We start from the raw sequence: 23,627 nt of genomic DNA, 5'->3' as shown, positions 1-23,627 counted from the left end.
AGCCTGTGCCCCACCCGCCCACAGCCCTCGCCACTCCCGCCACTCCCACAGCCCTCGCCACCCTCACTCCCGTACGCCCGCCAGCTCCACCGCCCGCCCGCGCCGCAGCGACCGCCACGCCGGGACCACCGACGACACCACCGCGAGGACCGCGCACACCCCGGTCAGCGCCCCGAGCGTCCCCCAGGGCAGCCGCACCGGCGTCCCCACGGACAGCGCGCCGAGCGCGCCCCACATCCCGAGCAGTTCGACCGCGGCGACCAGCGCGCCCAGCGCCCCGCCCACCGCCACCACCGTCAGCGCCTCCGCGCCGACCAGCCGCAGCACCTGCCCCTCGGTGGCCCCGGCCAGCCGTAGCGCGGCGAGGTCGCGGACCCGGTCGGATCCGGCCATGACCATGGTGTTGGCCAGCGAGAGCCCGGTGTAGAGCAGCGCGATCCCGAGGACGAGCAGAAAGCCGGTGCGGGTGACGCGGTCGGGCCCGGCGGCGACGGAGGCGATCCAGTCGTCCCGGTCCAGCACCCGCGCCCCACCGCCGCCGACCGCGACCCGCAGACCATCGGCCACCGCCCCCGCGTCCGCCCCCGCCACCACCCGTACGTCGACCCGGTCGACCGGCGCCGAACCGGCGTTGCGCGGAGTGACGTACACCCCGTTGTCCCCGGTGCCGGTGGCCATCACCGCGGCGATCCGCAGCGATCTGCGCGTCCCGTCGCCGAGCCAGACGTCGACCCGCTCACCGACGGTGTGCCGCCGCCACTCCTCGTTGACGATGATCGAGCCGTCGTCCAGATCGGCCACCCGCCCGGCGACCAGCGGCAGCGCGGCCGTCGCCGCGAGCGCCCCCGGCGCCACGGCACGGGCGTCCGAGCGGATCAGCGCCACGCCGTCCTCCAGCACGTACACCGCGCCGGACGCCCCGGCGGCGACCTCGGCCCCCGGCACCGCCGCGAGCCGCCGCACGGCCGCCGCGTCGAAGCCGTCGTCGGTGGCCGGGACGACGACGAGGTCGGCGGTGGTCCGCTGACGGACCTCGGTCTCCCTGGCCCCGTCCAGCGTGGCGGTGGCCCCGAGCAGCGAACCCGCCAGCGCGACGGTGATCAGCACCGGCGCCGCCACCGCCGCGGTCCGCCGCGTCCCGGCGGCGGCGTTCTCCCGGACCAGCATCCCGCCCGCGCCGCGCAGCCGGGCCGCGGGCCAGACGACCAGCCGGGTCAGCGGACCCGTCACGACCGGCGCGAGCAGCGCGACCGCCGTGATCAGCAGCATCGGACGGCTCACATACGTCTTGCGCTGCAACAGCCCACCGGGGTCGCCCACCAGCGCCACGGCCAGCGTCACGGCGGCGGTCAGCCCCAGCGCCGCGCCCGCCAGCAGCCGCCCCGGGGTCAGCGCGCGGCTCTCGGCGGACGCCTCCCGCAGTGCCTCCACGGGCCCGGTCCGCCCGGCCCGCCAGGACGCCGCCAGCACCCCGCACACCGCCACACCGAGCCCCGTCCAGAAGCCCAGGTGATACGGCCAGCCGTGGCCGCCGACGCTGAACCAGCCCGGCGCGAGCCCCTCGTCCACCGCCCACCGGGCGAGCACCGGCGCCCCGTACGACCCGAGCACGCACCCGGCGGCCGAGGCGAGCACCCCCACGCCCAGCGCCTCGGCGACGACCATCCGGCGCAGCTGGCCCGGGGTGGCCCCGGCGGTGCGCAGCAGCCCGAACTCCCGGCGCCGCTGGGCGACCGCGAAGGCGAAGGTGGAGGCGACGACGGCGACCGACACGAAGGCGCTGATCCCGCCCGCCGTGCCGAACAGGGCGTTCAGGGCGGTGAGCGCCTCACGGTCGCGGTCCGGATCGGCGTCGGCGAGCCGCCGGTCGTCCCCCGTGAGCACCCGCGCCCCGCTGCCGCCGACCACCGCCCGCACCGCGTCCGGCGCCGCGTCCACGACCAGCTGGACACTGCGGGGCGCCAGCTCGGCGGCCCGCTCGTCGCCGTAGAACACGGCCTGTTCGAACCCGAGCGCCCGTACGGTCCCGACGACCCGCACCTCCCCCCGGTCCGTCCGGACCCGTTCCCCGGGCCGCGCCCAGTCCCCGGCGACCACCACCTCACCGGCGCCCCGGGGCGCCCGCCCCGCGTCCAGCGCGTACGGCGCGAACGCGGCGGTCGACCAGGGGTGGCCCACCAGCTCCGCGGGCCCGCCCTCGGCGCGCACGGCGAAGGACCGGTCCACCACGACCGTGCCCAGCGTCCGCAGCTCCGCGACGACGGCCTCCGGCACGGGCCGCGGCCGGTCGAGATCCTGACGGCGTTCCCCGATCGGCGTGGACACGGTGAGGCTGTGCTGCCCCTGCACCACGACGGGCGCGACGGCGAACCGCTCCGGCCCCCGCGGCGGCGCGTCGGACGTGGCGGCGAGCGCGAGCCCCATGACGGTGATCAGCGCCACACCGAGCACGAGGGCGACAAAGCTGCCCACGAAGGTGACCCGGCGGGCACGCAGGGTACGCAGCGCGGTACTCAACACGAGGCGCCCTCCAGCCGAGTCATCCGAGCGGCGATCGAGTCGGCCCCGACTCCCGCCAGCTCACCGTCGACCCGCCCCAGAGCGACGAAACCGCCCACGAAGAAGACCCGACGGACACGCAGAATGCGCAGCGCGATACTCAACACGAGGCGCCCTCCAGCCGGATCATCCGAGCGGCGACCATCCCGACCCCAACCCCCGCCAACTCACCGTCGACCCACCCCAGGCCGACGAAACCGCCCACGAAGAAGACCCGACGGGCACGCAGAATGCGCAGCGCGGTACTCAACACGAGGCCCCCTCCAGCCGGGCCATCCGAGCGGCGATCATCTCGGCCCCGACCCCCGCCAACTCACCGTCGACCCGCCCGTCGACCAGGAACACCACCCGGTCGGCGACGGCCGCGGCCACCGGATCGTGGGTGACCATGACGACCGTCTGCCCCTCGTCGTCGACCAGGGCGCGCAGCAGCGCGAGCACCACACGGCCGGTGCGGGTGTCGAGCGCGCCGGTCGGCTCGTCGGCGAACAGCACCTCGGGGCGGGTGATCAGGGCGCGGGCCAGCGCGACCCGCTGCTGCTGGCCGCCGGACAGCTCACCGGGCCGGTGCCGGGCCCGGTCGGCGAGCCCGACCCGCGCCAGCGCCTCCCGCACCCGCGCCCGGGGCACCCGCTTCCCGGCCAGCCGCAGCGGCAGCGCGATGTTCTGCTCGGCGGTCAGCGAGGGCAGCAGGTTGAACGCCTGGAACACGAACCCGACCCGCTCCCGGCGCAGCAGCGTCAGCCGCCGCTCGCTCAGCCCGGTCAGCTCGGTGCCGCCCAGCGTCACCGACCCGGAGGTCGGCCGGTCCAGCCCCGCCGCGCACTGCAACAGCGTCGACTTGCCCGACCCCGAGGGCCCCATGACGGCCGTGAACGTCCCTGGGGCGAACCCCAGCGAGACCCCGTCGAGCGCGGCGACCCCGCCGCCCCCGCCCCCGTACCGCCTGCCGACCCCGCACAGCCGCACCGCGTCCTCGCCCACCGTTCCCCGCCCGTCTCCAGCCGATCTCCGCCGTCGGACACGAGCCAACCGCGATCCGGCCCCGCGCACAGTGCGGCGGAACCGACACCCGGGGTAGTGCCTGCCCTACCCCCCGACCTCCCTCCCGCCCCCCTGACCTGCTCCCCCGCACCGCCTACCGTGGCCGCCATGCGCCCTCGTACCGTCTGGCAGGCCCTGTCCGGTCCCGGCTTCGTCGTGTCCGCGTGGCCCTGGCGGGCGGTCGCCTATCTGCTGACCGGCGCGCTGGCCGGACTGCTCACGCTGACCGTGCTCGTGCTCGCGCTGACCCTCGGCGGGCTGCTGGCGCTGGTCCTCGTGGGGCTGCCCCTGCTGGTGCTGACGGCGCTGCTGGGCCTGCCGGTGTCGTGGCTGGAGCGGCACCGGCTGCGCCTGGTCGACCTGGACCCGGCCCCCGCACCGCACCGCCCGCTGCCCGCGCCCGGCCCCTGGCCCTGGCTGCGCTCCCGGCTCCGCGAGCCGTCCACCTGGCGGGAACTGGGCTACGCCCTGCTCCTCGCGGTGCCGCTCTGGCCGCTCGACGCCCTGGTCCTGACCGTCGCGCTGCTCTCCCCGCTCTCCCTGGTCGCCGCGCCGCTCCAGATGGCGGTCATGGGCGGCGGCGAGGAGGCCAAGATCCTCAAGCTGTGGACGGTGACGGGCTGGCCGGCCGCGTCCGCGGTCGCCGTCCTCGGTCTGGCCCTGCTGGCGCTGGGCGCGTACATGCTGGGCGCCGCCGCCGGGGCCCGCGCAGAGCTGACCCGGCTGCTGATCGCCCCGCGCGAGAGCGAGCTGGGCGCCCGGGTGGTCGAACTCTCCCGCTCCCGCCTCCGCTTGGTGGACGCCTTCGAGGCCGAGCGGCGCCGCATCGAGCGCGATCTGCACGACGGCGCCCAGCAGCGCCTGGTGGCCCTGACGATGACGCTGGGCCTGGCCCGGCTCGACGTCCCGCCGGGCCCGCTCGCCGACCGGCTGGCCACGGCGCACGACGAGGCGGGCCGGGCCCTGGCGGAGCTGCGCGAGCTGATCCACGGCATCCACCCGCAGGTGCTGGCCGACTACGGCCTCACGGCCGCGGTCACCGACGCCGCCGACCGCTCGCCGGTCCCGGTGGATATCGATCTCCAACTCCCGCACAGACTCCCCCAGTCGGTCGAGTCGGCCGCGTACTTCGTGGTGTGCGAGGCGCTCGCCAACGTGGCCCGGCACAGCGGCGCCGACCGCGCCACGATCAGCGGCGGCCACCACGACGGCCTGCTGTCCCTCCAGATCCACGACGACGGCCGGGGCGGCGCGCGGCCGGGCGCGGGCAGCGGGCTGACCGGACTGGCCGACCGGGTGTCGGTGCTGGATGGCAGACTCTCGCTGTCCAGCCCACCGGGCGGACCGACCCTGTTGCGTGTGGAGATTCCTTGCGAGCGGACCGAGCGCTGCGCGTAGTACTGGCCGAGGACAGCGTGCTGCTGCGGGACGGGCTGACCGCCCTGCTGGAGCGCTGCGGCCACCAGGTCGTGGCGGCGGTCGGCGACGCCGGGTCCCTGACCGCCGCGGCCGGCGCCCACGACCCGGACATCGTGGTCACGGACGTCCGGATGCCCCCCGGCTTCCAGGACGAGGGCCTGCGCGCGGCGGTCGCCCTGCGCACCGCCCGCCCCGCCCTCCCGGTCCTGGTCCTCAGCCAGTACGTGCAGCGCTCCTACGCCGCCGATCTGCTGGACTCGGGCGACGGCACCGGCGTCGGCTATCTCCTCAAGGACCGGGTCGGCCAGGTCGAGGAGTTCACCGAGGCGCTCGCCGCGGTCGCCGCGGGCGGCACGGTCGTCGACCCGGAGGTGGTCCGCCAACTGCTGCGCCGCCGCCGCGACCCCCTGGAGCGCCTCTCCCCGCGCGAGCGCGAGGTCCTCGCCCTGATCGCCGAGGGCCGGTCCAACAGCGCCATCGCCCGTGAACTGGTGGTCTCCGAGGCCGCCGTCGGCAAACACATCGGCGCCATCCTGACCAAGCTGGACCTGCCCCCGGCCGCGGAGACCCACCGCCGGGTCCTGGCGGTCCTGGCGTTTCTCCGCGCATGACACGGATCACAGCCGACCGGCCCGCCGCTCACCTTGAGAGCTTCCTCACACGCCCCCGGCCTTCCGGGAGCGGTCCGGTGCCGAAAACGACGAAGTGGGCGGCATCGCTGCTGCGATGCCGCCCACTTCATATGGTGGGGCACCGACGAAACTCGCTGGCCAGGCGCTGCATGGGCGCTTGCAGAGATCGTTTCCCACCCATGTGGAGATCGTTTCCCGCCACCCTGGTCAGGGGCCTGTACGCCAAGAACTCGGCGATAACGCAGCCGACCAGCTCACCGAAGCAGGCGACAGCGATGACGGTGGTAACACCGATCATCGAGACAGGGAGAACCGAGAGTAGCCACCAATAAAGGTGCAACCAAGGTCACTATCGGCTATACCGTAGCACAACCACTCTCAGTGCAGATTACACCCATTTGCTGCAACACGCGAATTAGCGACGACGACGGTCGAAATCTCAAGGATGGCCGAAAATGATTCGGTCGACGCTGGTACGACACCGCACTCCCAGCACATGAAGCTGGAACAAGCTTCAATGCATCGCCCCCCATCAGAAGTCACTAGAACGCCTCCGCCTGACTTCGCCTACCAGGGCGTTTATCGCGCGTTTATCGTCGCCCGTGATCCTTTTCTGCTGTACGCACCAAGGGAAGCGCGAGTCACTCGCATCACTCCTGCGCCGCTACGGTCAGGAACCAAATGGGGGCATTCGCGGTCACGAAGGTTGATGATATACAGAAGCGGACCAGGCTGATTCGCACTACATTTTCCGACTGACCGTGATCAACGGCGCTTCCCGAGACATTGACACCTTCGTTCTACGCGTATAGATCATCCCGTTCATCGCCAACCTGCCGACTGCCCCCGGCCGCCTCGCGCGATTGCGGCGGGTGTCAAACAGCGATCCTCTCGCGCTTATGGCGCAAGCTCCGGCCGCATTTCTACCCACTCATAGGAGTGTTATGAAATTTCGGATACTCGGACCCATGGAAGCGAACATCGGCAGCGTGTCGCCAGTTCTGGGGCCGCGCCTGCGCGTTGTCCTGGCTGTGCTGCTCCTCAACCCGAACCGAACTGTTTCGACCGAACGTCTAATAGAAGCCGTTTGGGGTGACACCCCACCCGTGACAGCTAGGTCGCAGATCCAGATAGTCATCTCCATGCTGCGGCGTGAGATATCCAGCCCCGGACAGGAGGGTATAATTCGGACCCAGGATCCGGGGTATTCGATCAGAATCGCTCCCGAAGATCTCGATCTCCATCATTTTGAGCAATGTGTCGCAACAGCCCGATCGCTCAGACGGTCGGGCGAACTGGATCAGGCATCGAACCTGCTGCGCACCGGGCTCAGCCTGTGGCGCGGTGCCCCGCTCGCAGATGTGCAGAGCCTTCGGTTACAGGCCAGCGTGACCCAGTTGACCGAGAGTCGCTTAGCTGCGCTGGAAGACTTATTCGATGTCGATTTGAAGCTCGGACGCCATCACCAGCTGGTCGGTGAGGTGGCTGCGGCGGCGATTGAAAACCCGCATAGGGAACGACTGCTGGCGCAGCAGATGATTGCGCTGTTCCGGACCGGGCGCCAGACAGAGGCTCTCTCGGTATACCGGGACGCACGGCGGACGCTCCTAACCGAGTACGGGCTGACTCCTTCTGATCAGTTGCGCGCTGTGGAGGTAGCCATTCTTCGAAACGATAAGAGTGTGCGTGCCCCAAGCGCCATCGGGCATCCCGTCCCTGCACCCGTTACGCCCACCCTGCTGCCTCAGCCTTTGCCGGCTCCGCCTGTGAAGTTCATCGGCGTCGCAGCGCCGCTGCGACGCCTCCACGACCTACTGCTCAACCCCCCGAACACCGGCTCGGTCGGCTTGGTCGTCGTGTCTGGGCGAGCCGGTACTGGCAAGACGGCGTTGGCCCTCCATGCGGCGCACCAGTTGCGTGACCGGTTCGCGGACGGTCGGCTCTATGCCGATCTTGGTGCGGAGAACGCGTCCGTCTCCCACGTGCTGGGGCAGTTCATCATTGCGCTGGCTGGCCCCGATCACACGCTGCCTGATCGGCAGGCGCATCGTGCCCAGTTGTACCGGACCCTCCTCGCCGGACGTCGTGTCCTCGTGGTGCTGGACGGCGTCGAGGACGAGGCCGACGCTCTGCCGCTCATCCCCGCAGGCAGCGGCTCCGCAGTCATTCTGACCAGCCGTCGCCGACTGCCCGTTCTGGCAGGTGTACACCAGGTCAACCTCAGTATGTGGAACGTCGATGATGGATATGCTCTGCTGGCTTCCATCGTGGGACCACAACGGTTGGCAGCGGAGCGCGAAGAGGCCCACAGACTTGTCAGACTCTGCGACGGACTGCCCCTGGCGCTGAGGGTGGTCGGTGCTCGTCTCGCGGACCGGCCGCACTGGCCAGTCGCCCGTATGGTCGATCGATTGCTGGACGACCGGGACCGCTTGGATGAGCTGACCTACCGCGATATGACCGTACGAGACGGCCTGGCCAGAGAATACGAGGGAGTCAGTCCGACCGCCCAGAGCATGCTCCGTGGTCTTGCGGCCCTGTCGATGGGCGAGTTCCGAAGCAGCGATGCTGGCCAATTGTTCGATATGGCCGAGGGTGAGGCCGAGGACATCCTCGCCTCGCTGGCTGAGGTCAACCTGATTGAGACCGTGAGCAATGAGACTGCACCTGGCCTCTTTCGGATGTGGAAGCTGGTCCGCCTCTTCGTGTGCGAGCGAATGGCCGAAGAGGGCGCCCCGCTGGGTGCACGGATGGCGGAACCGCCACGTCGGTGCGGGACACGCGCTCTGTCCGGCCCCGTCCACGCGGCCATCGCCAAGGGATACGTGGACCGCCGGAGGTCCGCCACGGCGTAGCTCTCTCTGCCCGAGGGGCTGGTTCGCCACAGCTCATGCAGCCGCCCGCCACGTCGGAAGATCCCGGTGCCGGCGCAGCGGGCTCACCAGCACCATCGAGCCAGCGAGAACGAGCAGACCCGTCATGATCCACATCGTCGGACGAAGCCCGATGACTGACCCGAGCAGGCCGCCGAGCAGCGCCCCGAGTGGGATGGTGCCGTGGTTCACGAACATGGATGTCGCCACGACACGACTGAGCAGTTCTGGAGGGGTGTACTTTTGCCGGAAGCTACCGAAGATCACATTGCACACGGTGGCACCGGTGACCAGCACCACGGATCCGAAGACGAACAATGCGAGGCTCGCTCCGTTGGTCGTCATCGGAAGCAGCAGTCCACACGGCGCGGCGATGATCTGGCTGACGAGTGCGCCGCGCGCTGCCCCGAACCGGCGAGCGACCGGCGTTGCCACGACCGCCCCCAGGATGCCGCCAAGCGCTCCGGCAGCAGCCAGCACACCGACAGTGCCTGGCTGCACTCCTACTTCACGAATCAGGAAGGGCACGAGGATCGACTGGTACCCGGCAAGGGCGAAGTTCGCTGTAGCTCCGAAGGAGGTGAGTGCGCGGAGGTAGGGGTCGCGCATGATGAACTTCAGCCCCTCGACCACATCGCCGCGAAGGGACGTAGGCGCCGAAGGGGGCAGTGGGGGCACCTCGCGCCGACCGCGCATCATCAGAAGCATGATCGTGGACACGAGAAAGGTGCCCGCATCGGCGAGCAGTCCGAGAACTGCCCCGAACCACTGGGCTATCAGACCAGCCACTCCAGGGCCGGCCACTTGTGCGGCGGCGGCGCCGCCCTGCAGCTTCGCGTTGCCTTCGACCAGGTCGTCCTGGCCGACCAGTTCGGGTAGATAGACCTGAAAGGCGGTAGTGAAGAAGACCGACGCGGTGCCTGCAACCAGGCCGGTCAGCAGAAGGTGGGTCGTGGTCAGAGCCCCGAGCCAATCGACAAGTGGCACACTGGCGAAGGCCGACAGGGACACGAGGTTGCAGCTGAGCATGACGGCTCGCCGGGGCAGTCGGCCGACCCAGACGCCCACGGGCAGCCCTACAACCACCCAGGGCACCCAGACGGCGGCGGTCAGGAGTCCGACGACGAAGGTGTCAGCGTCAAGCTTGACCACAGCGACCAAGGGGAGCGCCACCGTCGTGATACTGCTGCCCAGTTTACTGACCGTCTCCCCGACCCAGAGAAGGCGGAAATTCCGCTCGGCGAGGAGGCCCCAGCGGGACCGGGGGCGATTCTCCGGACTGGCCGTGGTGGCGTTGGAAGTGGCCGAGGACGAGGGTGTTCCACTCGGCCCGTTCACGGCTTGGCCGGTACTGCGTGCGCAAAGGCGAATACCGGCCTGCGCTGCTGTCCGTCGTCTGGGATCGACCGCGACGCCCATCGATCTAGCAACGTGGTGAGCTCCTCCGCCAGTTGACGAGCCTCGTCGGGAGTAAGGTGCAGCCATGTCTCGGTTGAGACCGAGCACCCGTCGCGCCAGTCGGGTTCCTCCTTCTCCCGTTCCATCAACCAGCTGCGGACGAAGTCCATATGCCGGTCAATTAGAAGTCGTGCCGCAGCATCAGCCACGGCCTCCGCCGCAGGGTCGTACTCGAAGTCGGTGCGCGCCCAGCGCACACTGCTGGATACCAGCCGCCACCACCTCTCGCGCCGGTCGCGGGCCAGTTCCGGGACCTCCTCGACCAGACCGACGTCTGCCAGTACTCGCAGATGGTGGCTCACGTTACCCACGGCCTGGCCCGTCGTCTGGCTAAGCACTGAGGCCGTCGCTGGGCCGTTGAGCTTCATGAGATCCATGAGTTGGCGTCGTAGCGGGTGGGTGAGTGCGGCCAGTGTGCGCGCATCGCGGATCTGCAGCACGTCTACGTCTGTCACGTCACCCATTATACACAAGGACTCTTGTGCAAGAAGTGTTGTGTATAAACTCACGGCTGTTCCCACGACGAGTCACGAGGATCGGGATGACCGCTGAGGGCGGCATCCCGGCTCTTCTGGGGAGGGCCTCCGGGCCGACTTCCGACGGGTCGGCCCGGAGTCTTCGGAAACGCCTTAGCTCGGATCGACGGGGCGGCCGACGACGGCCCACTCCAGTACGGCCATGGCCGAGGTCATCTTGTGGAACGCCTGGCGCCATGCGAGGCTGTCCGGGCTGTCGAGGACCTCGTCGTCCACGTCCTGGCCGCGCATCGCGGGCAGGTCGTGGAGGAAGACGGTGTCGGCGCCGCCGACGGAGCGCATCATCTCCCGAGTGACCTTGAAGCCGTCGAAGGCGGCCAGCCAGTCGTTGCTTCCGTGCTGTACGCCCATGGTCTGCCAGCGAGTAGCGTAGACCGCGTCGACGCCACGGGGCAGATCACCGATGTCGTGGTGTTCCTGGATCAGATCGCTGCCCTGGCTCAACTGTTTCACGGCGTCGGTGACTTCGGGCCGCAACCCGTAGCCGCGCGGGGTGACGAGCGTCAGCCGCAGTCCCGGAACCGCCGCGGCCGCCATGGCAAGCGCGGCGGCGCTGCTGTTGCCCTCGCCGACGTAGAGGATGCTGCGGCCCTTCAGGTCGCCGAAGTGCTCCTGAAGCGTGGCCAGATCGGCAATGGCCTGGGTTGGGTGCTCGTGCTCGCTCAGCGCGTTGATGACGGGCATCCGGCTCGCTTCGGCGATCTCCCGCATCTGTGCCAGCGGGCCGTTGGTCCGCATCACGAGGGCATCGAGATATCCCGACATGACCCGTGCGGTGTCGGCCCAGGTCTCGCCGGTCGTGACCTGGAGGTCACTGGCGCCGTAGGGCATCACATCGGCGCCCAGGCGCAGGGCGGCTGCGGAGAAGGCGGAACGGGTGCGGGTCGACGCCTTGCTGAAGTACACGCCTATGACACAGCCGGCCAGCGGGGTACCGCGCCGGTCTGGGGCAGCCATGTCGACCGCGCGCCCGACGAGTGACCGCACGGTCTGGTGGTCGAGATCCTGAAGAGACAGCACATGCCTCACGGAGTCACCTCGTTAGTCTCGGATTGCCGGATGGTGCGGGGTAGGTCAGGCGGTCAAGTCAGGCGCCACGCGCCGACCCGCCTCCGAGGGCCTCCTGGACCTCGGCGTCAGTCATCGCCGCGATCTCTTCCTCGATCAACGCTTCGATGACAGCCGCCTGTTCGGCCAGAGTCGGCCGCTCGTAGAAGAGGGGCAGAGGTACGTCGAGGCCGAGCTCGGCGCGTATGCGCGCACCGACCCGGGCCAGCGCCAGGGAGTGCCCGCCGACATCGAAGAAGCGGTCGGAAGGTCCGACACTCGTGACAGGCAGCACGCTGAGCCAGATCTCGGCCAGCACCTTTTGCGCGGCAGTCAGTTCCGGTAGCGGTCGCCTGTGGACGGGCTCATCACCAGGTGCTGGCAGCGCCTTCCGGTCGACCTTGCCGCTACGGGTCAGCGGCAGCTCGTTCAGGATCACCACAGCGGCCGGGACGCAGTGCTGGGGCAGCCGCTCCCGCAAAAAGGCCAGGACGGCCGCGGAGTCCGGCTGAAGATCACCAGCGAGGACCAGGTAGCCGACCAGCAGGCGCCCGGACTCCTCATGGGTGTGGACGGCGGCCGCGGCGGAGCACACCCCGGGGAAGGCTGCCAGCGCCCTTTCGACCTCACTCAGTTCGATGCGGAAGCCCCGCACCTTGACCTGGCTGTCGACGCGGCCAAGCAGCTCGAGCAAGCCCCGGGAGTTCAACCGGGCGATATCGCCGGTGCGGTACATGCGGGCGCCCGGCGGGCCCCAGGGATCCGGCAGGAAGCTCTGTGCGGTGAAGGCGGGGGCCTGGAGATAGCCTCGGGCGAGTTGCACTCCTGCCATGTACAGCTCTCCTGCCACTCCGGGCGGAACCGGTCGCAGCGCGTCGTCTAGCACGTAGGCGTGTGTGCCCGGGAGCGGCCGTCCGATCGTCACCTCACGCTCGTCGTCGCGCCGGTCGGCCGGGTCGGTGAGGTCGGCGTGGGTCACGACACTGGTTGCCTCTGTCGGCCCATACGAGTTGATGAGCCGCACACCGCCGCCGACAGCAGCATGCCACTGGGCGAGGTGGCTCGCGTTCGCCTGCTCGCCTCCGATGATGACCAGCCGCAGGTCGCCGGGGATCTTGGCCTCCGGCTCCTCGGCGAGCCAGGCGGACCACTGGTGCCAGAACGCCGTGGGCACGTCGATGACCGTGGTCCGGGTGGTGGCAAGGGCCGTGTGCAGATCGGCCGGCGACAGCACGCGGGTCTTGGAGAGCAGCAGCGTCGCCCCGGCCGCCAGGGTCGTCCAGAGTTCGGAGACGAAAGCGTCGAAGCTGAAGGAGGAGAACTGCAGTACCCGGTCATCAGGGGTCAGCCCGTACTCCCGGGCGGTGACGACCGCGTAGTGGGAGACGCTCCGGTGCTCGACGCCAACGGCCTTGGGGCGCCCGGTCGAACCCGAGGTGTGGATGACATAGGCGAGGTCCCGCTCCTCGCCGTCCGCCACCGGGAGGGCCTGGAGTGGCGGCACGTGTCCGGATTCGGGGTGCAGGCCGATGGCAAGGTGCCGGAAATCCTCGGGCACGCGGTGGACGTCCTGCGTGGTGAGCAGGGCTGCGCACTTCTGGTCGCGAACCATTCCCCAGACGCGCTCGGCCGGGTCGGAGGGTTCCAGTGGCAGGTAGGCGGCGCCCGCTCTGAGGATCGCGAGGATCGCCACGATCGTCTCGGGGCGAGGCTCGGCCCACAGGCCCACCACGCTTCCCCTGCCGACGCCGCGGTCCCTCAGCCTGGCGGCCAGTTCGCCACAGCGGCGGTCCAGGTCCTGGTAGCCGAGGGTCGTCTCCCCGCAGACCACTGCGGGTCCCGTGAGGTTGCGCCGCGCCCAGCGGGCGACTGACTCGTCCAGGCGGACGGGTGCGTCTCCGGGCGGGGTCGGCTCCGTCGAGGACGCATCGGCGAGCGACGCGATCGCCCGGCGGTCCGCGGCGACAAGGACGCCCAGTTCGCCCAGCGGTGAGGTGGGCGCCGCACAGACACGCTCGGCGAGGAGCACGAAACGGTCGGCGAGCAGTCGCACAGTCACCTCGTCGAACAGGTCGGCGTTGCAGAGGATCTGGCCCGCGAGGCCGCCGTCCGGGCGGGGTGTCAGTTCCACTTCGATGTCGAAGTTGCCCGCGAGCACGGCGTGCGGCTCCAGCCGTGTGGAGAGACCTGGGAAGTCCCATGCCGGCGACGCGTCGGCCGAGAGCTGGAACAGCACGTCGAAGAGTGGGGAGCGGTCGGCGTGACGGGCCGGGTTCACGTCCTCCACCACAAGGTCGAAGGGGACGTTCCGATGGGCGTGGGCCTCCAGGGTGGTGTCCTGGACCCTGCCGAGAAGGTCGGCGAAGGTTTCGGCGCCCGCCAGGTCGAGACGCAGCACCACGGTGTTCACCAGGAAGCCGACGAGCCCCTCCAGGTCGGGGTGGTCGCGGAGGTCCATCGGAGAGCCGATGGGAAGGTCGTCCTGCCCGGTATGCCGCCGCATCAGGACGCCGAAGAGGGCGAGGAAGGTCATGAAGGGCGTGGCCCCGTGCTGCCTTCCCAGCTCGGTGAGCGTCTCGTACTGCTCGGCGGTGAAGCCGAAGGCGTGGGAGTGGGAGTGGGAGTGCGACGTACTCGACCGGGTGGCCAGCCTGCGCCGGTCGGCGGGCAGCTCGAGCGTGGGCAGGTCACGCAACTTTTCCCGCCAGTAGGCGAGTCCCGCCGAGTAGTGGCCTTCCACGCGTCGGCGATGTTCCCAGGCGGCGTAGTCGGAGGCGGAGCAGGACGGCGGCGCAACGGCTTCTGCGGCGCCGGAGAGCCCGGCCTGGTACCGCGCGGAGAGATCCGCTGCGATGACCGCCTCCGATGTGACGTCGTAGGCGATGTGATGGAAGGTCAGCAACAGCAGATGCTCATCGGCATTCAGGCGTACCACCGAGCAGCGCAGCAGGGTGTCATGGGCCAGGTCGAATTCGCGGGCCGCCTCAGCGGTCAGCAGCTCCCGCGCGCAGCTCTCCCGCTCAGCCACGGGAAGTCCGGTCAGGTCGTGGACAGTGACCGGTACTTCGGTGGCCGGGGCAGCGAGCTGGACCGGTCCGTCCTCTGTCATCTCGATCCGCATGCGCAGCGCTTCGTGGCGCCGGACGACGTCCGACACAGCGCCGCGCAGCGCGTCGATGTCCAGGGTGCCGTGCTGGCGGAGCCAGACAGGCGAGTTGTAGGAGGCGGTGCCCGGGTTCATCTCCTGGAGCATCCATAGTCGGCGCTGTCCGCTCGACAGCGGAACTGGAACACCGTGCGGCGTCCGCGGGATTGCCTCGTGGACCGGTGCGGTGCCCGCGCAGGCGATCTCGGCGAGCCGGCGCACGGTACGGGCGTCGAACAACTGCCGGACCGTGATCTCGATGCCGAGTTCGCGGGCGAGGGCGACGACGACCCGGACGGCGAGCAGACTGTGTCCGCCGAGATGGAAGAAGTCCTGCGTAACCCCTACCTCGGGCAGACCGAGGAACCGGGCCCAGACGGCGGCGATCGACTGCTCCAACGCAGTCGGTGGGGCGCCGGCTGACTCCGGTCCTGCGTCGGCCAGCTCCGGGGCAGGGAGCCGCGTCCTGTCGACCTTCCCGGTCACCGACAGCGGCAGGCGGTCGAGCGCCACGTAGTGGGTCGGCACCATGTATGCGGGGAGCTGCGCCGCCGCGAACGCCCGCAGTTCCTCCGGGGTTGCCGTGGACACGACGTGAGCAACCAGCAGGGTCCCCCGCTGGGGGTCATGCCGTACGCCAACGACGGCCGCGTCGACATCGCGGTGCTCACGGAGCACGGCCGCGATCTCCCCGGGTTCCACCCGGAAGCCACGGATCTTGACCTGATCGTCGGCTCGTCCCAGGAACTCCAGGCGACCGTCGTGATGCAGCCGTGCCAAATCCCCCGTGCGGTACATCCTTCCGGCGCGGAAGGGGTCGGGCAGGAAGCATTCGGCGGTCCTGGCCGGCTTGCCGTGATAGCCGCGGACCACGCCCTCCCCTCCGATGTAGAGCTCGCCGGGGACTCCGGGAGGCACCGGCCGCAGATCGGCGTCCAGCAGGTACTCGGTTGTCCGGGGCAGGGGCCGCCCCAGGGGCACGAAGTCCTCCGAGTCGTCCCCGACCCGCTGTACGGAGGACCAGACCGTGGTCTCGGTCGGACCGTATACCTGGAGCAAACGCGAGGGGGCGGACAGGGCCTTGACCCGGGCCACGACGAGGGGGTCCGACGCCTGGCCACCGAACAGCAGTACCCGCAAGCCGCGTGCGAAATCCGGTGCGTAGCGCGCCAGTTCCTCGACCAGCGCGGCCGTCAGGTACATCACGTCGACGCGCCAATCGAGCAGGCAATCGCGCAGAGTGGCCGGGTCCAGCAGGACGTCGTGGGGGATGACCCTGAGTGAGGCACCGTGTGCGAGCGCGGTCCAGACCTCGAAGGTGAGCGCGTCGAAGGAGGGCGACGAAGCCATGCCCATGACGTTGCCGGGCGCCAGGTCCAGGTAATCGGCGGTGCTGACGAACCATTCCAGGGCACGGTGCTGAACGCTGACACCCTTCGGCGTCCCTGTGGAGCCCGAGGTGTAGACGATGTAGGCGAGCGACTCCGGGTGAACAGGGGGCAGCTCCACCTCCGGGTGGGGTTCCAAGCGGGTGGAGAGAGTGAGCGGCAATGTGGCGATGCCTTCGTGGCCGCGGAGCCGGGAGAGGTACTCCGGTGCGGCCAGCAGCAGCCGAGTACCGGTATCGGCGAGCATGTCGACGCGTCGCTGACGCGGATGGCCGGGGTCTATCGGCACATACGCGGCGCCCGCACGGAGAACGGCCACCATGGCTACGACCAGTTCGGGGGAGCGGGGGAAACAGATCCCGACCGTGCGGTCCGGTCCGGCACCCCGCGCGACGAGTTCGGTGGCCCAGGCGCTGGCGAGAATGTCCAGCTCCTGGTACGTGAGCTGGTCTTTCTCGCCCCACATGACAGCAGGGGCATGCGGCCGCCATTGGACCTGATCGGCTATCAGGTCGAGGAGCGGACGGGGTTTCGTGTGAGGCGCGGGCGCTCCCAGCGCCTCGTCCAGGAGGGTTTGTTCGGCCCTGGAGATCAGGTTCAGCGCGCCGATGGGTGTACGGGGGTTCTGCCCGGTCTGTTCGAGCAGCCGCGCGAACAGGGTCACCAGGGCCTGCGCGGTGCCCCTGTCGACGGCGTCGGTGCGGCAGACCAGCTCCCCGGTCACGGTGTCCGAGGGCGTGATCACCAGAGCCGTCTGATACCCGGAGTCGACCAGGTTCGCCAGGTGTTCGACCTTTAGGCCGGGCGGGAGTTCGTGGGCCCGGAGCTCCGGGATCGTCTGTACCGTGACGATCGATTCGAACATGAGCTTAGGCCGGGCGATGTCGCTCCAGTCCTGGATGTCGGTCAGTGATGCGTGTTCGTAGGGGCGCTGGTCAAGGAGTTCGCGGTGCAGTGCGGCAAGCCATCCGGCCACGGGTGTTGCAGGATCGACGGCGGCCCGCACGGGCACGGTGTTGACCAGCATACCGACGATCTCGTGCGCCTCTGGCAGGTCGAGCATGCGCCCGCTGCGGACCGCGCCGAACAGCACGTCGTGCTCTCCACTGAACGCCGACAGTGTCAGCGCCCATGCCCCCTCCAGCATGGAGGCGAGGGTGAGTCGGTGGGCGCGGGCGCAGGCACGCAGCTGGTCGGAGGTCTCGCGGTTCAGGTTGAAGGGCACCCGGAGAGGCGCGCCGTCGGCCGATGTCGGCGAGGGGCTCGGCAGGGGGATGGTGGTGGGTGTCTCGCAACCAGCAAGGCGGGCGCGCCAGTACTCCTGCGCCGGTGTGCTGTTGAGGTCGTTCAGCCAGGACAGATAACGGGCCTGGGGAACGGGGGCTGGCAGGGCAGCAAGCGGACCGCCCATCGCCTCGCGGTAGCAGGCCAGGACCTCGCGTAGCACCACGGCCGCGCTCCAGCCGTCGAGGACGATGTGCCGGCTCGTCCACAGCAGTTCCTGCCGGTCGTCGGCCAATGCGATCAGGGTGAGCGCGAAGGGTGCCTCGGCGTCCTCGGGCAGGCCGGCACGGCGTTGCCGTTCGGCCAGCTCAGCCAGGCGTGCCTGCTGCTCCTCCTCGCCGAGGCCGCGCAGGTCGAGTTCTTCCCAGGGCACGGTCACCCGGGCACGGACCACTTGCAGTGGCTCGTCCAGATCCTTCCACACCAGCGTGGTGCGCAGGGCGTCGTGCCGGTCCGTGACGCGCTGCCACGCCGCGCGGAACACGGTGGTGTCCAGCGACCCGGTCAGCCGGTAGTGGTCCTGGTTGAGATACACTGTGTCGCTGCCGTCGAGCAGCCGGTGGAAGAGCATCCCGGCCTGCGCGGGCGACAGCGGTTGCACGCTGGTGATTTCGGTGCGGGAGGAAGAGGACACGCGCGTCACCTGGTCCCGTTGAGTAGCTGGCTGATCGTCTCGTCGTCCCAGGTACGGAGCGACGGGTCCCCTGCGGCGGGTGCCGCAGGGGAAGCTTGCAAGGGGGGCACGGCCTCGGCCAGTTCGGCGAGGGCGGCCAGCGTCTCGCTGCGCAGCACCTGGTGCGCGGTCACCGCGAGTCCCCGCCTGCGGGCGAAGGCGCTGACGCTCATGGCCCGCAGCGAGTCGCCGCCCAGCTCGATGAAGTTGTCCCGGCGTCCCACCGATTCAAGGCCGAGGACCTCGGCGAAGGCGGCAACCAGCACCCTTTCGGCCGTGAGCAGCGGAGGTTCGTGCCCGCCGGTGTCACCCAGCCCGGACGTAGAAGGCATGACGCGGCTCACCGGCCGCCATCAGCGGCCATCGCCGCGCGGAGGCTGGCCGGCCGCATGTCGGTCCACACCTCTTCGATGTACGACAGGCACTCCGCCTTGGTGCCCCTGGAACCGACCGGACGCCAGCCCGGGGGCAGCTCCAGATGGACAGGCCAGACGGAGTACTGCTCCTCGTCGTTGATGACGGCGATGTAGGTCTGTGCTTCGTTCATGGCTGTGGGTTCCTTTACGCGGTGGGAGGGGAGTCAGCCGGAGACCCGGATCAGGCCCATCTGGGTCGCCTTCGCGACCGCCTGCACACGGTCGCCAGCGCCGATGCGCGAGTACAGCCGACGCAGATGGCGCTCGACGGTGCGCGGCGCCTGATAGCGGTGGCGGGCCATGCGCCGGACAGTGGCCCCGGCCGCGAGGTCCTGGAGCAGTTCTCGATCAGCGTCATCGAGGTCGATCCCCGGGTGGGGAGCCGTCGCTGGCGACCGGTGTCCGAGAAGGCCGGGCAGCAGCCGGGCTGGCAATAGAGCGTGCCCCGACCGAGCCAGATGTACCGTCAGCAGCACCTCTCGAGGATCGGTCCGCCGGTCCAGTACGACGGTCGCTCCCTGGCTCAGCACCGCGTGAGCGGTGTCGGCCTCCGCAAGCTCGGTCAGGACCACCACGGTCACACGGCTGTTCACCTTCCGGATCCGCCGTACAGCGTCGGGGCCGTCCACCGCCTCGACGGCCAGCAGCAGAACCCCGTCGTGTTGTGCTGCCCACTGGACCGGATCCCGCGGGTGGACCACGGTGAACCCGGCCCCCGCGCCAGCAGTGGCGAGTCGACGACGGTATGCGGGTTCGGGATCGACAACGGCCAGCGCGGGCCGGTCACCGTCGCGGACGGCGCTGGCCGACAGCGGTGTAGTGGTCACCGTTTCTCCTGAGTGAGTCGGTGTGGTGAGCGAAGAACACGGTTCGCCCTCCAGACTTCGTCGTTTGCCGCAGTCTTTGCGGCCCCGGCATCAGTGCGCCTTCGGCTCGCTATTCACCCGCGAGAGGACCTTTGGTAGCCACTCGATAGCGCCGCCCGGGAGGGTGCCGGTACGGCTCTCCGGTCAATGCCCGGCAGTCGATCTGTCGGAAGTACGACAGATGTCCTGACCCACGCAGACGGTCGGCCAGGGCGGAAGAAGACTGGCCACGTCCCACTCTTGAAGGAACGGAGTGCGCATGCGCCCCATGCCCCTCATATGCCTTCCCTTCGCCGGATCCGGCGCTTCGACCTTCCGGACCTGGACGTCGTTATCGGACGGCGAGCTCGACGTCATCGCCGTCCAATTGCCCGGCCGTGAGCAGTTGATCGACGAAGAGCCCCACCGTGATGCGCGGAAGGCGATTCAGGCTCTGCTTCCAGGCATTCTGGACCGGCTGGGAAAGCGCACCGAGGCCGCCTTGTTCGGCCACAGCATGGGCGCCGTTCTCGCCTGCGAACTGGCGTACCAACTGAGCCTGATTCCGGGCATGACGGTGTCGTTGCTGGTGGCGAGCGGATCGCACAGCCCCTGGAACATGCGCGAGGAGCGAGTCTCCGGACTCTCCGACGCCGAATTCCTCGACAGCGCGCATCACTTCGCTGGCTACAGGCCACCCGCGCTGGAGGACCCGGAGTTCCGTGCGCTGATGCTGCCGGTCCTGCGCGCGGACGCGGAACTCCACGAAAGTTACCGCCCCAGTGCGGACCTGCTGATTCCCGCGCCCGTCCTGACCATCCGCGGCCGCGACGACGCCAAGGTGAGCGCGGAGGAGATTGGCCAGTGGTCCCCCGTGTCCTCTTACCCCCTGCGGTCGGCGGAGCTCCCGGGCGGCCATATGTACCTGGCCGAAGCGGCGGACCAGCTGGTGCGCCTGATCAGTGACGAGCTGTCGCAACTGCGTGGGACCGGCTGACGATGCAGCGGAGGAATCCTGTGACCGTCGACTCCGTGCCACGCCTGGGCCATGACGTGGACCTCACCAACCCTGTCCACCACGCCGAAAGGAACCTGAACGGCCTGTGGCAGTGGCTGCGCAACCATGAACCGGTGGCCTGGCACCCGTACCCCGGCGCACCCGAGGGGTTCTGGGTGGTCACCACCTACCGGGCCGCCACCGAGGTCTACCGTGACAGCGAACGCTTCACCTCCCGGCAGGGCAATGTGCTCGCCACCCTGCTCAACGGGGGCGACTCGGCCGGCGGCCGGATGCTCGCCGTCGCGGACGGGCCCCGGCACCAGACCATCCGGCGCCAGTTGCTGCGCTCCTTCAGCGCTGGTGCGCTCGCCTCCACGCAACAGCGCATCACCACAGCGGCGCGGGAGCTCGTAGGGCGGGTTGCGAACCGGGAGGAGTGTGACTTTGCCAGAGACGTCGCGGCGCGCATCCCGCTCATGGCGATCTGTGACCTGCTCGAGATTCCTGAAGACGACCACGAACTGATGTACCGCCACGGGAGCACATCCCTGGGCGCCTACTCCCCGGACGCGACAGCAGAGGACTCCCGGCTGGCCCGCAACGAGATCCTTCTGTACTTTGCCCAGCTCATCCGCTCCCGCTCCGACCTCCCTGGGGAGAGCATCCTCGGCAGACTGGTCGAGATGATGGACAGCGAAGTCCAGCTGGAGCTGGACGAACTGCTGTTCAACTGCTACAGCCTGCTGCTCGGTGGAGACGAGACCACTCGGCTCGCCATGATCGGCGCGGTCAAGGCTTTCTCGGAGATGCCCGGCGAGTGGGAGCGGCTGCGCCGGGGCGAGGTGCCCGTCTCCCTGGCGGTGGAGGAGATCCTGCGGTGGACGTCCCCGGTCCTGCACGGGGGACGCACCGCCACCGCCGAAACCGTCCTGGAGGGAAAGGAGATCGCAGCCGGCGATGTCGTCGTCGTCTGGAACAAGTCCGCCAACTTCGACGGCGATCAGTTCCCCGACCCCGGCCGGTTCGATCTCTCCCGGACGCCGAACCGGCATCTGTCCTTCGCCTATGGCCCGCACTACTGCCTTGGTGCGGCGCTGGCCAAGATCGAACTCACGGCATTGCTTGAAGCACTCCTTGAGTTTGTGCAGGACATGTCGGTGACGGGCACACCACAACCTGTCTACTCCAACTTCGGGTCCGGGTTCCACAGCCTGCCAGTACGGCTGGAACCCCGGACCGAACCCCTGAGGGGAAACAGCCGATGAACAACTACGACCCGGTAGAGACCGTCTTGGTGCACGAGCGCTTCGACGCGTTCGCCGATCTCGTTCCGGACCGCATCGCGATCGAGGACGCGCAGCGCACGCTCACCTACGGCCAGGCGCGAGCCTGGGCTGAGAGGATCGCCAGCCGACTGAAGGCCGAGGGCGTCGGTCCCGAGCACGTCGTCGGCATCCACCTGCAGCGTTCCGTCGAGGCGGTCGTCGCCATCATCGCCGCCCTGCGCATCGGTGCAGCCTATCTGGCGCTCCCGCCCGATTACCCCATCGAGCGGCTACGCTTCATGGCCGAGGACGCCAACGCGCGGTTTATCGTGACGGATGACGACGGTCTGCCGGCCGGCCTCGACGAGGTCGCCACCGCCCTGCCGGTCGACGGGCTCCCGGAGGCGGGAGAGCGATCCGCCCCAGCACAGGTGGCGCCCACGCATCTCTCCCAACTTGCCTATGTCATCTACACCTCGGGCACCACGGGCCTGCCCAAGGGCGTCGCCGTCACGCACGGCAACATCGCGAACCTGGTGAGCAGAGCCCAGCGGCACATGCGGTTCGCATCCGACGAGACATTTCTCCAGCTCTCCCCTCTCGCCTTCGACCCATCCGCCCCGGAGATCTGGGGGGCGCTCGCCCACGGTGGCCGCCTCGTCATCGCCTCCCCCTCGTACGATGCCATTGACGAACTTCCGTCCGTACTCGCGGGGAAGCACATCACCACGATGGGCCTGACCCCAGCGCTCTTCCACTCCCTGGTCGAGAAACGGCCTGAAGCTCTGGACAGTGTCCGCCGGCTGCTCATCGGCGGCGACATCCTCTCCGCGGCCAAGGCGCGGCTCTTCGTGGAACGTGCCGCGCACCGGGGCTCCGGCAACGTGCTCCTGAACGTCTACGGTCCCACCGAGACAACCACATTCGTCAGCGCCCAGTCGATGGACGAGGTAGCCGGAGACGTCACCCGTGTCCCGGTGGGACCACCTATCGGCGGCGCGCGGCTCTACCTGCTCGACGAGCACCTGAACCAGGTCGCCGCCGGCGAGCACGGCGAGGTGTACATCGGCGGCATCCCTGTCACCCGCGGCTATCTGGGACGGCCCGCCCTGACCGCCGACCGCTTCGTCCCCGATCCCCAAAGCGCCGAGCCGGGGGCCCGCATGTACGCCACCGGTGACGAGGGCGTACTCGACGAGCGGGGTGTCATCGCAGTTCTCGGGCGTCTCGACGATCAGGTAAAGGTCCGCGGACACCGTGTCGAGCTGGGCGAGCTGGAGCACGTGCTGCGACGCCACCCGGACGTGCGGGACGCATGCGTGGTCCTGGTCGATCCTCGCGGTCGGCGTGAACAACTCGTCGCCCACATCGCCACGGACAAGGACGCCGAGGGCCTGCCCGAGCTCCTGGCGAAGCACGTCGCGGAGGTCCTGCCGAGCTACATGTGCCCCGGTGCCTATGCCATCCACGACCGGCTGCCGCTCACTCTCACCGGCAAGATCGACCGTGAGGCGCTCGTACTGAACGGGACGGCGGCCGTCGAGGCCACGCACACCGATGCCCCGGCGGGGCCTGACGGGACCACACGGACCGAGGCTGTACTCGCCGAGATCTGGCGGAAGAACTTCGAGTCCCAGGACATCGGCCTCGACGACGACTTCTCGGCCGTCGGCGGCACATCGATCCTTGCGATCAGCATCGTTGCCGATGCCCAGGACAGAGGGCTGCCGCTCACCCTGACCCTGCACTTCCAGAACCCGACCGTGCGGCGTGCCGCCGCGGCCATGGCGTCGGGAGCATGAGGGAGACGGGACGGGCCGGGGCGGCGCGACGGAAGAAGAAGGACAGCGATGGCGAACCGCACGTCCAGGTGCTGGCACGCATCCTGAGCGAGGTCCGTGCCGGCAGTGACCCTGCCGACCCATTGAACGAAGCACGGATCGCGGCGCTGGAGTCCACCGTGTGTCTGCTTGGTGTCGACGGCCGAGGGCCGGGGGGCACCGGAGCGGAGGCTCCGCCCGACCTTCAACAGGCCCTGGGCTC

The 23,627-nt window shown here is 69.5% G+C and carries 15 protein-coding genes; 6 read left to right on the top strand and 9 right to left on the bottom strand.

Going from position 1 to position 23,627, the window contains the following annotated elements; genetic code table 11:
- Window positions 1-63: 63 nt before the first annotated feature.
- Window positions 64-2,520: an ABC transporter permease gene (locus AB0D49_RS08815; protein WP_362753061.1), complete on the bottom strand. Its 2,457-nt coding sequence runs from the start codon at window positions 2,518-2,520 to the stop codon at window positions 64-66.
- 285 nt (window positions 2,521-2,805) lie between these two features.
- Window positions 2,806-3,543, bottom strand: a complete 738-nt coding sequence (locus AB0D49_RS08810) for an ABC transporter ATP-binding protein (protein WP_362753058.1) — start codon at window positions 3,541-3,543, stop codon at window positions 2,806-2,808.
- A gap of 168 nt (window positions 3,544-3,711) precedes the next feature.
- On the opposite strand from AB0D49_RS08810, the gene AB0D49_RS08805 reads away from it, so the two are divergent.
- From AB0D49_RS08805 to AB0D49_RS08795, 3 genes are all read left to right on the top strand, one after another.
- A complete protein-coding gene (locus AB0D49_RS08805; RefSeq protein ID WP_362753055.1) occupies window positions 3,712-5,001 on the top strand; it encodes a sensor domain-containing protein in 1,290 nt (429 codons plus the stop codon).
- Window positions 4,974-5,633 (top strand): response regulator transcription factor, encoded by a 660-nt coding sequence (locus AB0D49_RS08800; RefSeq protein ID WP_362753052.1) that lies wholly within the window; start codon window positions 4,974-4,976, stop codon window positions 5,631-5,633. Before AB0D49_RS08805 ends, AB0D49_RS08800 begins: the two co-directional genes overlap by 28 nt.
- Window positions 5,634-6,622: 989 nt before the next feature.
- Window positions 6,623-8,509: a BTAD domain-containing putative transcriptional regulator gene (locus tag AB0D49_RS08795; RefSeq protein WP_362753049.1), complete on the top strand. Its 1,887-nt coding sequence runs from the start codon at window positions 6,623-6,625 to the stop codon at window positions 8,507-8,509.
- Window positions 8,510-8,542: 33 nt separating this feature from the next.
- Here AB0D49_RS08795 and AB0D49_RS08790 read toward each other — a convergent pair whose 3' ends face one another.
- The 7 genes from AB0D49_RS08790 to AB0D49_RS08760 form a co-directional block, all read right to left on the bottom strand.
- Complete coding sequence (locus tag AB0D49_RS08790; protein WP_362753046.1) at window positions 8,543-9,946, bottom strand: MFS transporter; 1,404 nt, start codon at window positions 9,944-9,946, stop codon at window positions 8,543-8,545.
- Window positions 9,862-10,440: a helix-turn-helix domain-containing protein gene (locus tag AB0D49_RS08785; protein WP_362753043.1), complete on the bottom strand. Its 579-nt coding sequence runs from the start codon at window positions 10,438-10,440 to the stop codon at window positions 9,862-9,864. The genes AB0D49_RS08790 and AB0D49_RS08785 overlap by 85 nt, the downstream gene beginning before the upstream one ends.
- Window positions 10,441-10,614: 174 nt before the next feature.
- Complete coding sequence (locus AB0D49_RS08780; RefSeq protein ID WP_362753040.1) at window positions 10,615-11,550, bottom strand: ornithine carbamoyltransferase; 936 nt, start codon at window positions 11,548-11,550, stop codon at window positions 10,615-10,617.
- Between the two features lie 58 nt (window positions 11,551-11,608).
- Window positions 11,609-18,019: an amino acid adenylation domain-containing protein gene (locus AB0D49_RS08775; protein ID WP_362753037.1), complete on the bottom strand. Its 6,411-nt coding sequence runs from the start codon at window positions 18,017-18,019 to the stop codon at window positions 11,609-11,611.
- Window positions 18,020-18,024: 5 nt separating this feature from the next.
- Entirely contained in the window at window positions 18,025-18,390 is a 366-nt protein-coding gene (locus tag AB0D49_RS08770; RefSeq protein WP_362753034.1) for a phosphopantetheine-binding protein, read from the bottom strand.
- A gap of 8 nt (window positions 18,391-18,398) precedes the next feature.
- Complete coding sequence (locus AB0D49_RS08765) at window positions 18,399-18,605, bottom strand: MbtH family NRPS accessory protein (RefSeq protein ID WP_362753031.1); 207 nt, start codon at window positions 18,603-18,605, stop codon at window positions 18,399-18,401.
- 33 nt (window positions 18,606-18,638) lie between these two features.
- The gene (locus AB0D49_RS08760) at window positions 18,639-19,301 is read right to left on the bottom strand and encodes a response regulator transcription factor (protein WP_362753028.1); all 663 of its coding nucleotides are present in this window, start codon (window positions 19,299-19,301) and stop codon (window positions 18,639-18,641) included.
- Between the two features lie 298 nt (window positions 19,302-19,599).
- On the opposite strand from AB0D49_RS08760, the gene AB0D49_RS08755 reads away from it, so the two are divergent.
- Genes AB0D49_RS08755 through AB0D49_RS08745 form a run of 3 tightly spaced genes read left to right on the top strand, consistent with a single transcriptional unit; the run spans window position 19,600 to window position 23,386 of the window.
- On the top strand, window positions 19,600-20,316 hold the full coding sequence (locus AB0D49_RS08755) for an alpha/beta fold hydrolase (protein ID WP_362753025.1): 717 nt from the start codon (window positions 19,600-19,602) through the stop codon (window positions 20,314-20,316).
- Window positions 20,317-20,336: 20 nt separating this feature from the next.
- Window positions 20,337-21,584, top strand: coding sequence for a cytochrome P450 (locus AB0D49_RS08750; protein WP_362753022.1), 1,248 nt, complete (start codon window positions 20,337-20,339; stop codon window positions 21,582-21,584).
- Window positions 21,581-23,386: a non-ribosomal peptide synthetase gene (locus AB0D49_RS08745; RefSeq protein ID WP_362753019.1), complete on the top strand. Its 1,806-nt coding sequence runs from the start codon at window positions 21,581-21,583 to the stop codon at window positions 23,384-23,386. Before AB0D49_RS08750 ends, AB0D49_RS08745 begins: the two co-directional genes overlap by 4 nt.
- Window positions 23,387-23,627 lie beyond the last annotated feature (241 nt).

This window comes from Streptomyces sp. NPDC048290, from assembly GCF_040652095.1.
Lineage (GTDB): Bacteria > Actinomycetota > Actinomycetes > Streptomycetales > Streptomycetaceae > Streptomyces.
This window is presented reverse-complemented; position numbering and strand designations above follow the sequence as displayed.

Excerpts from the sequence above, each read along its gene's own strand:
- AB0D49_RS08755 (WP_362753025.1), top strand. The coding sequence starts at position 19,600 with ATGCGCCCCATGCCCCTCATATGCCTTCCCTTCGCCGGATCCGGCGCT.
- AB0D49_RS08795 (WP_362753049.1), top strand. The coding sequence starts at position 6,623 with ATGGAAGCGAACATCGGCAGCGTGTCGCCAGTTCTGGGGCCGCGCCTG.
- AB0D49_RS08745 (WP_362753019.1), top strand. The coding sequence starts at position 21,581 with ATGAACAACTACGACCCGGTAGAGACCGTCTTGGTGCACGAGCGCTTC.
- AB0D49_RS08790 (WP_362753046.1), bottom strand. The coding sequence starts at position 9,946 with ATGGGCGTCGCGGTCGATCCCAGACGACGGACAGCAGCGCAGGCCGGT.
- AB0D49_RS08770 (WP_362753034.1), bottom strand. The coding sequence starts at position 18,390 with ATGCCTTCTACGTCCGGGCTGGGTGACACCGGCGGGCACGAACCTCCG.
- AB0D49_RS08765 (WP_362753031.1), bottom strand. The coding sequence starts at position 18,605 with ATGAACGAAGCACAGACCTACATCGCCGTCATCAACGACGAGGAGCAG.
- AB0D49_RS08805 (WP_362753055.1), top strand. The coding sequence starts at position 3,712 with ATGCGCCCTCGTACCGTCTGGCAGGCCCTGTCCGGTCCCGGCTTCGTC.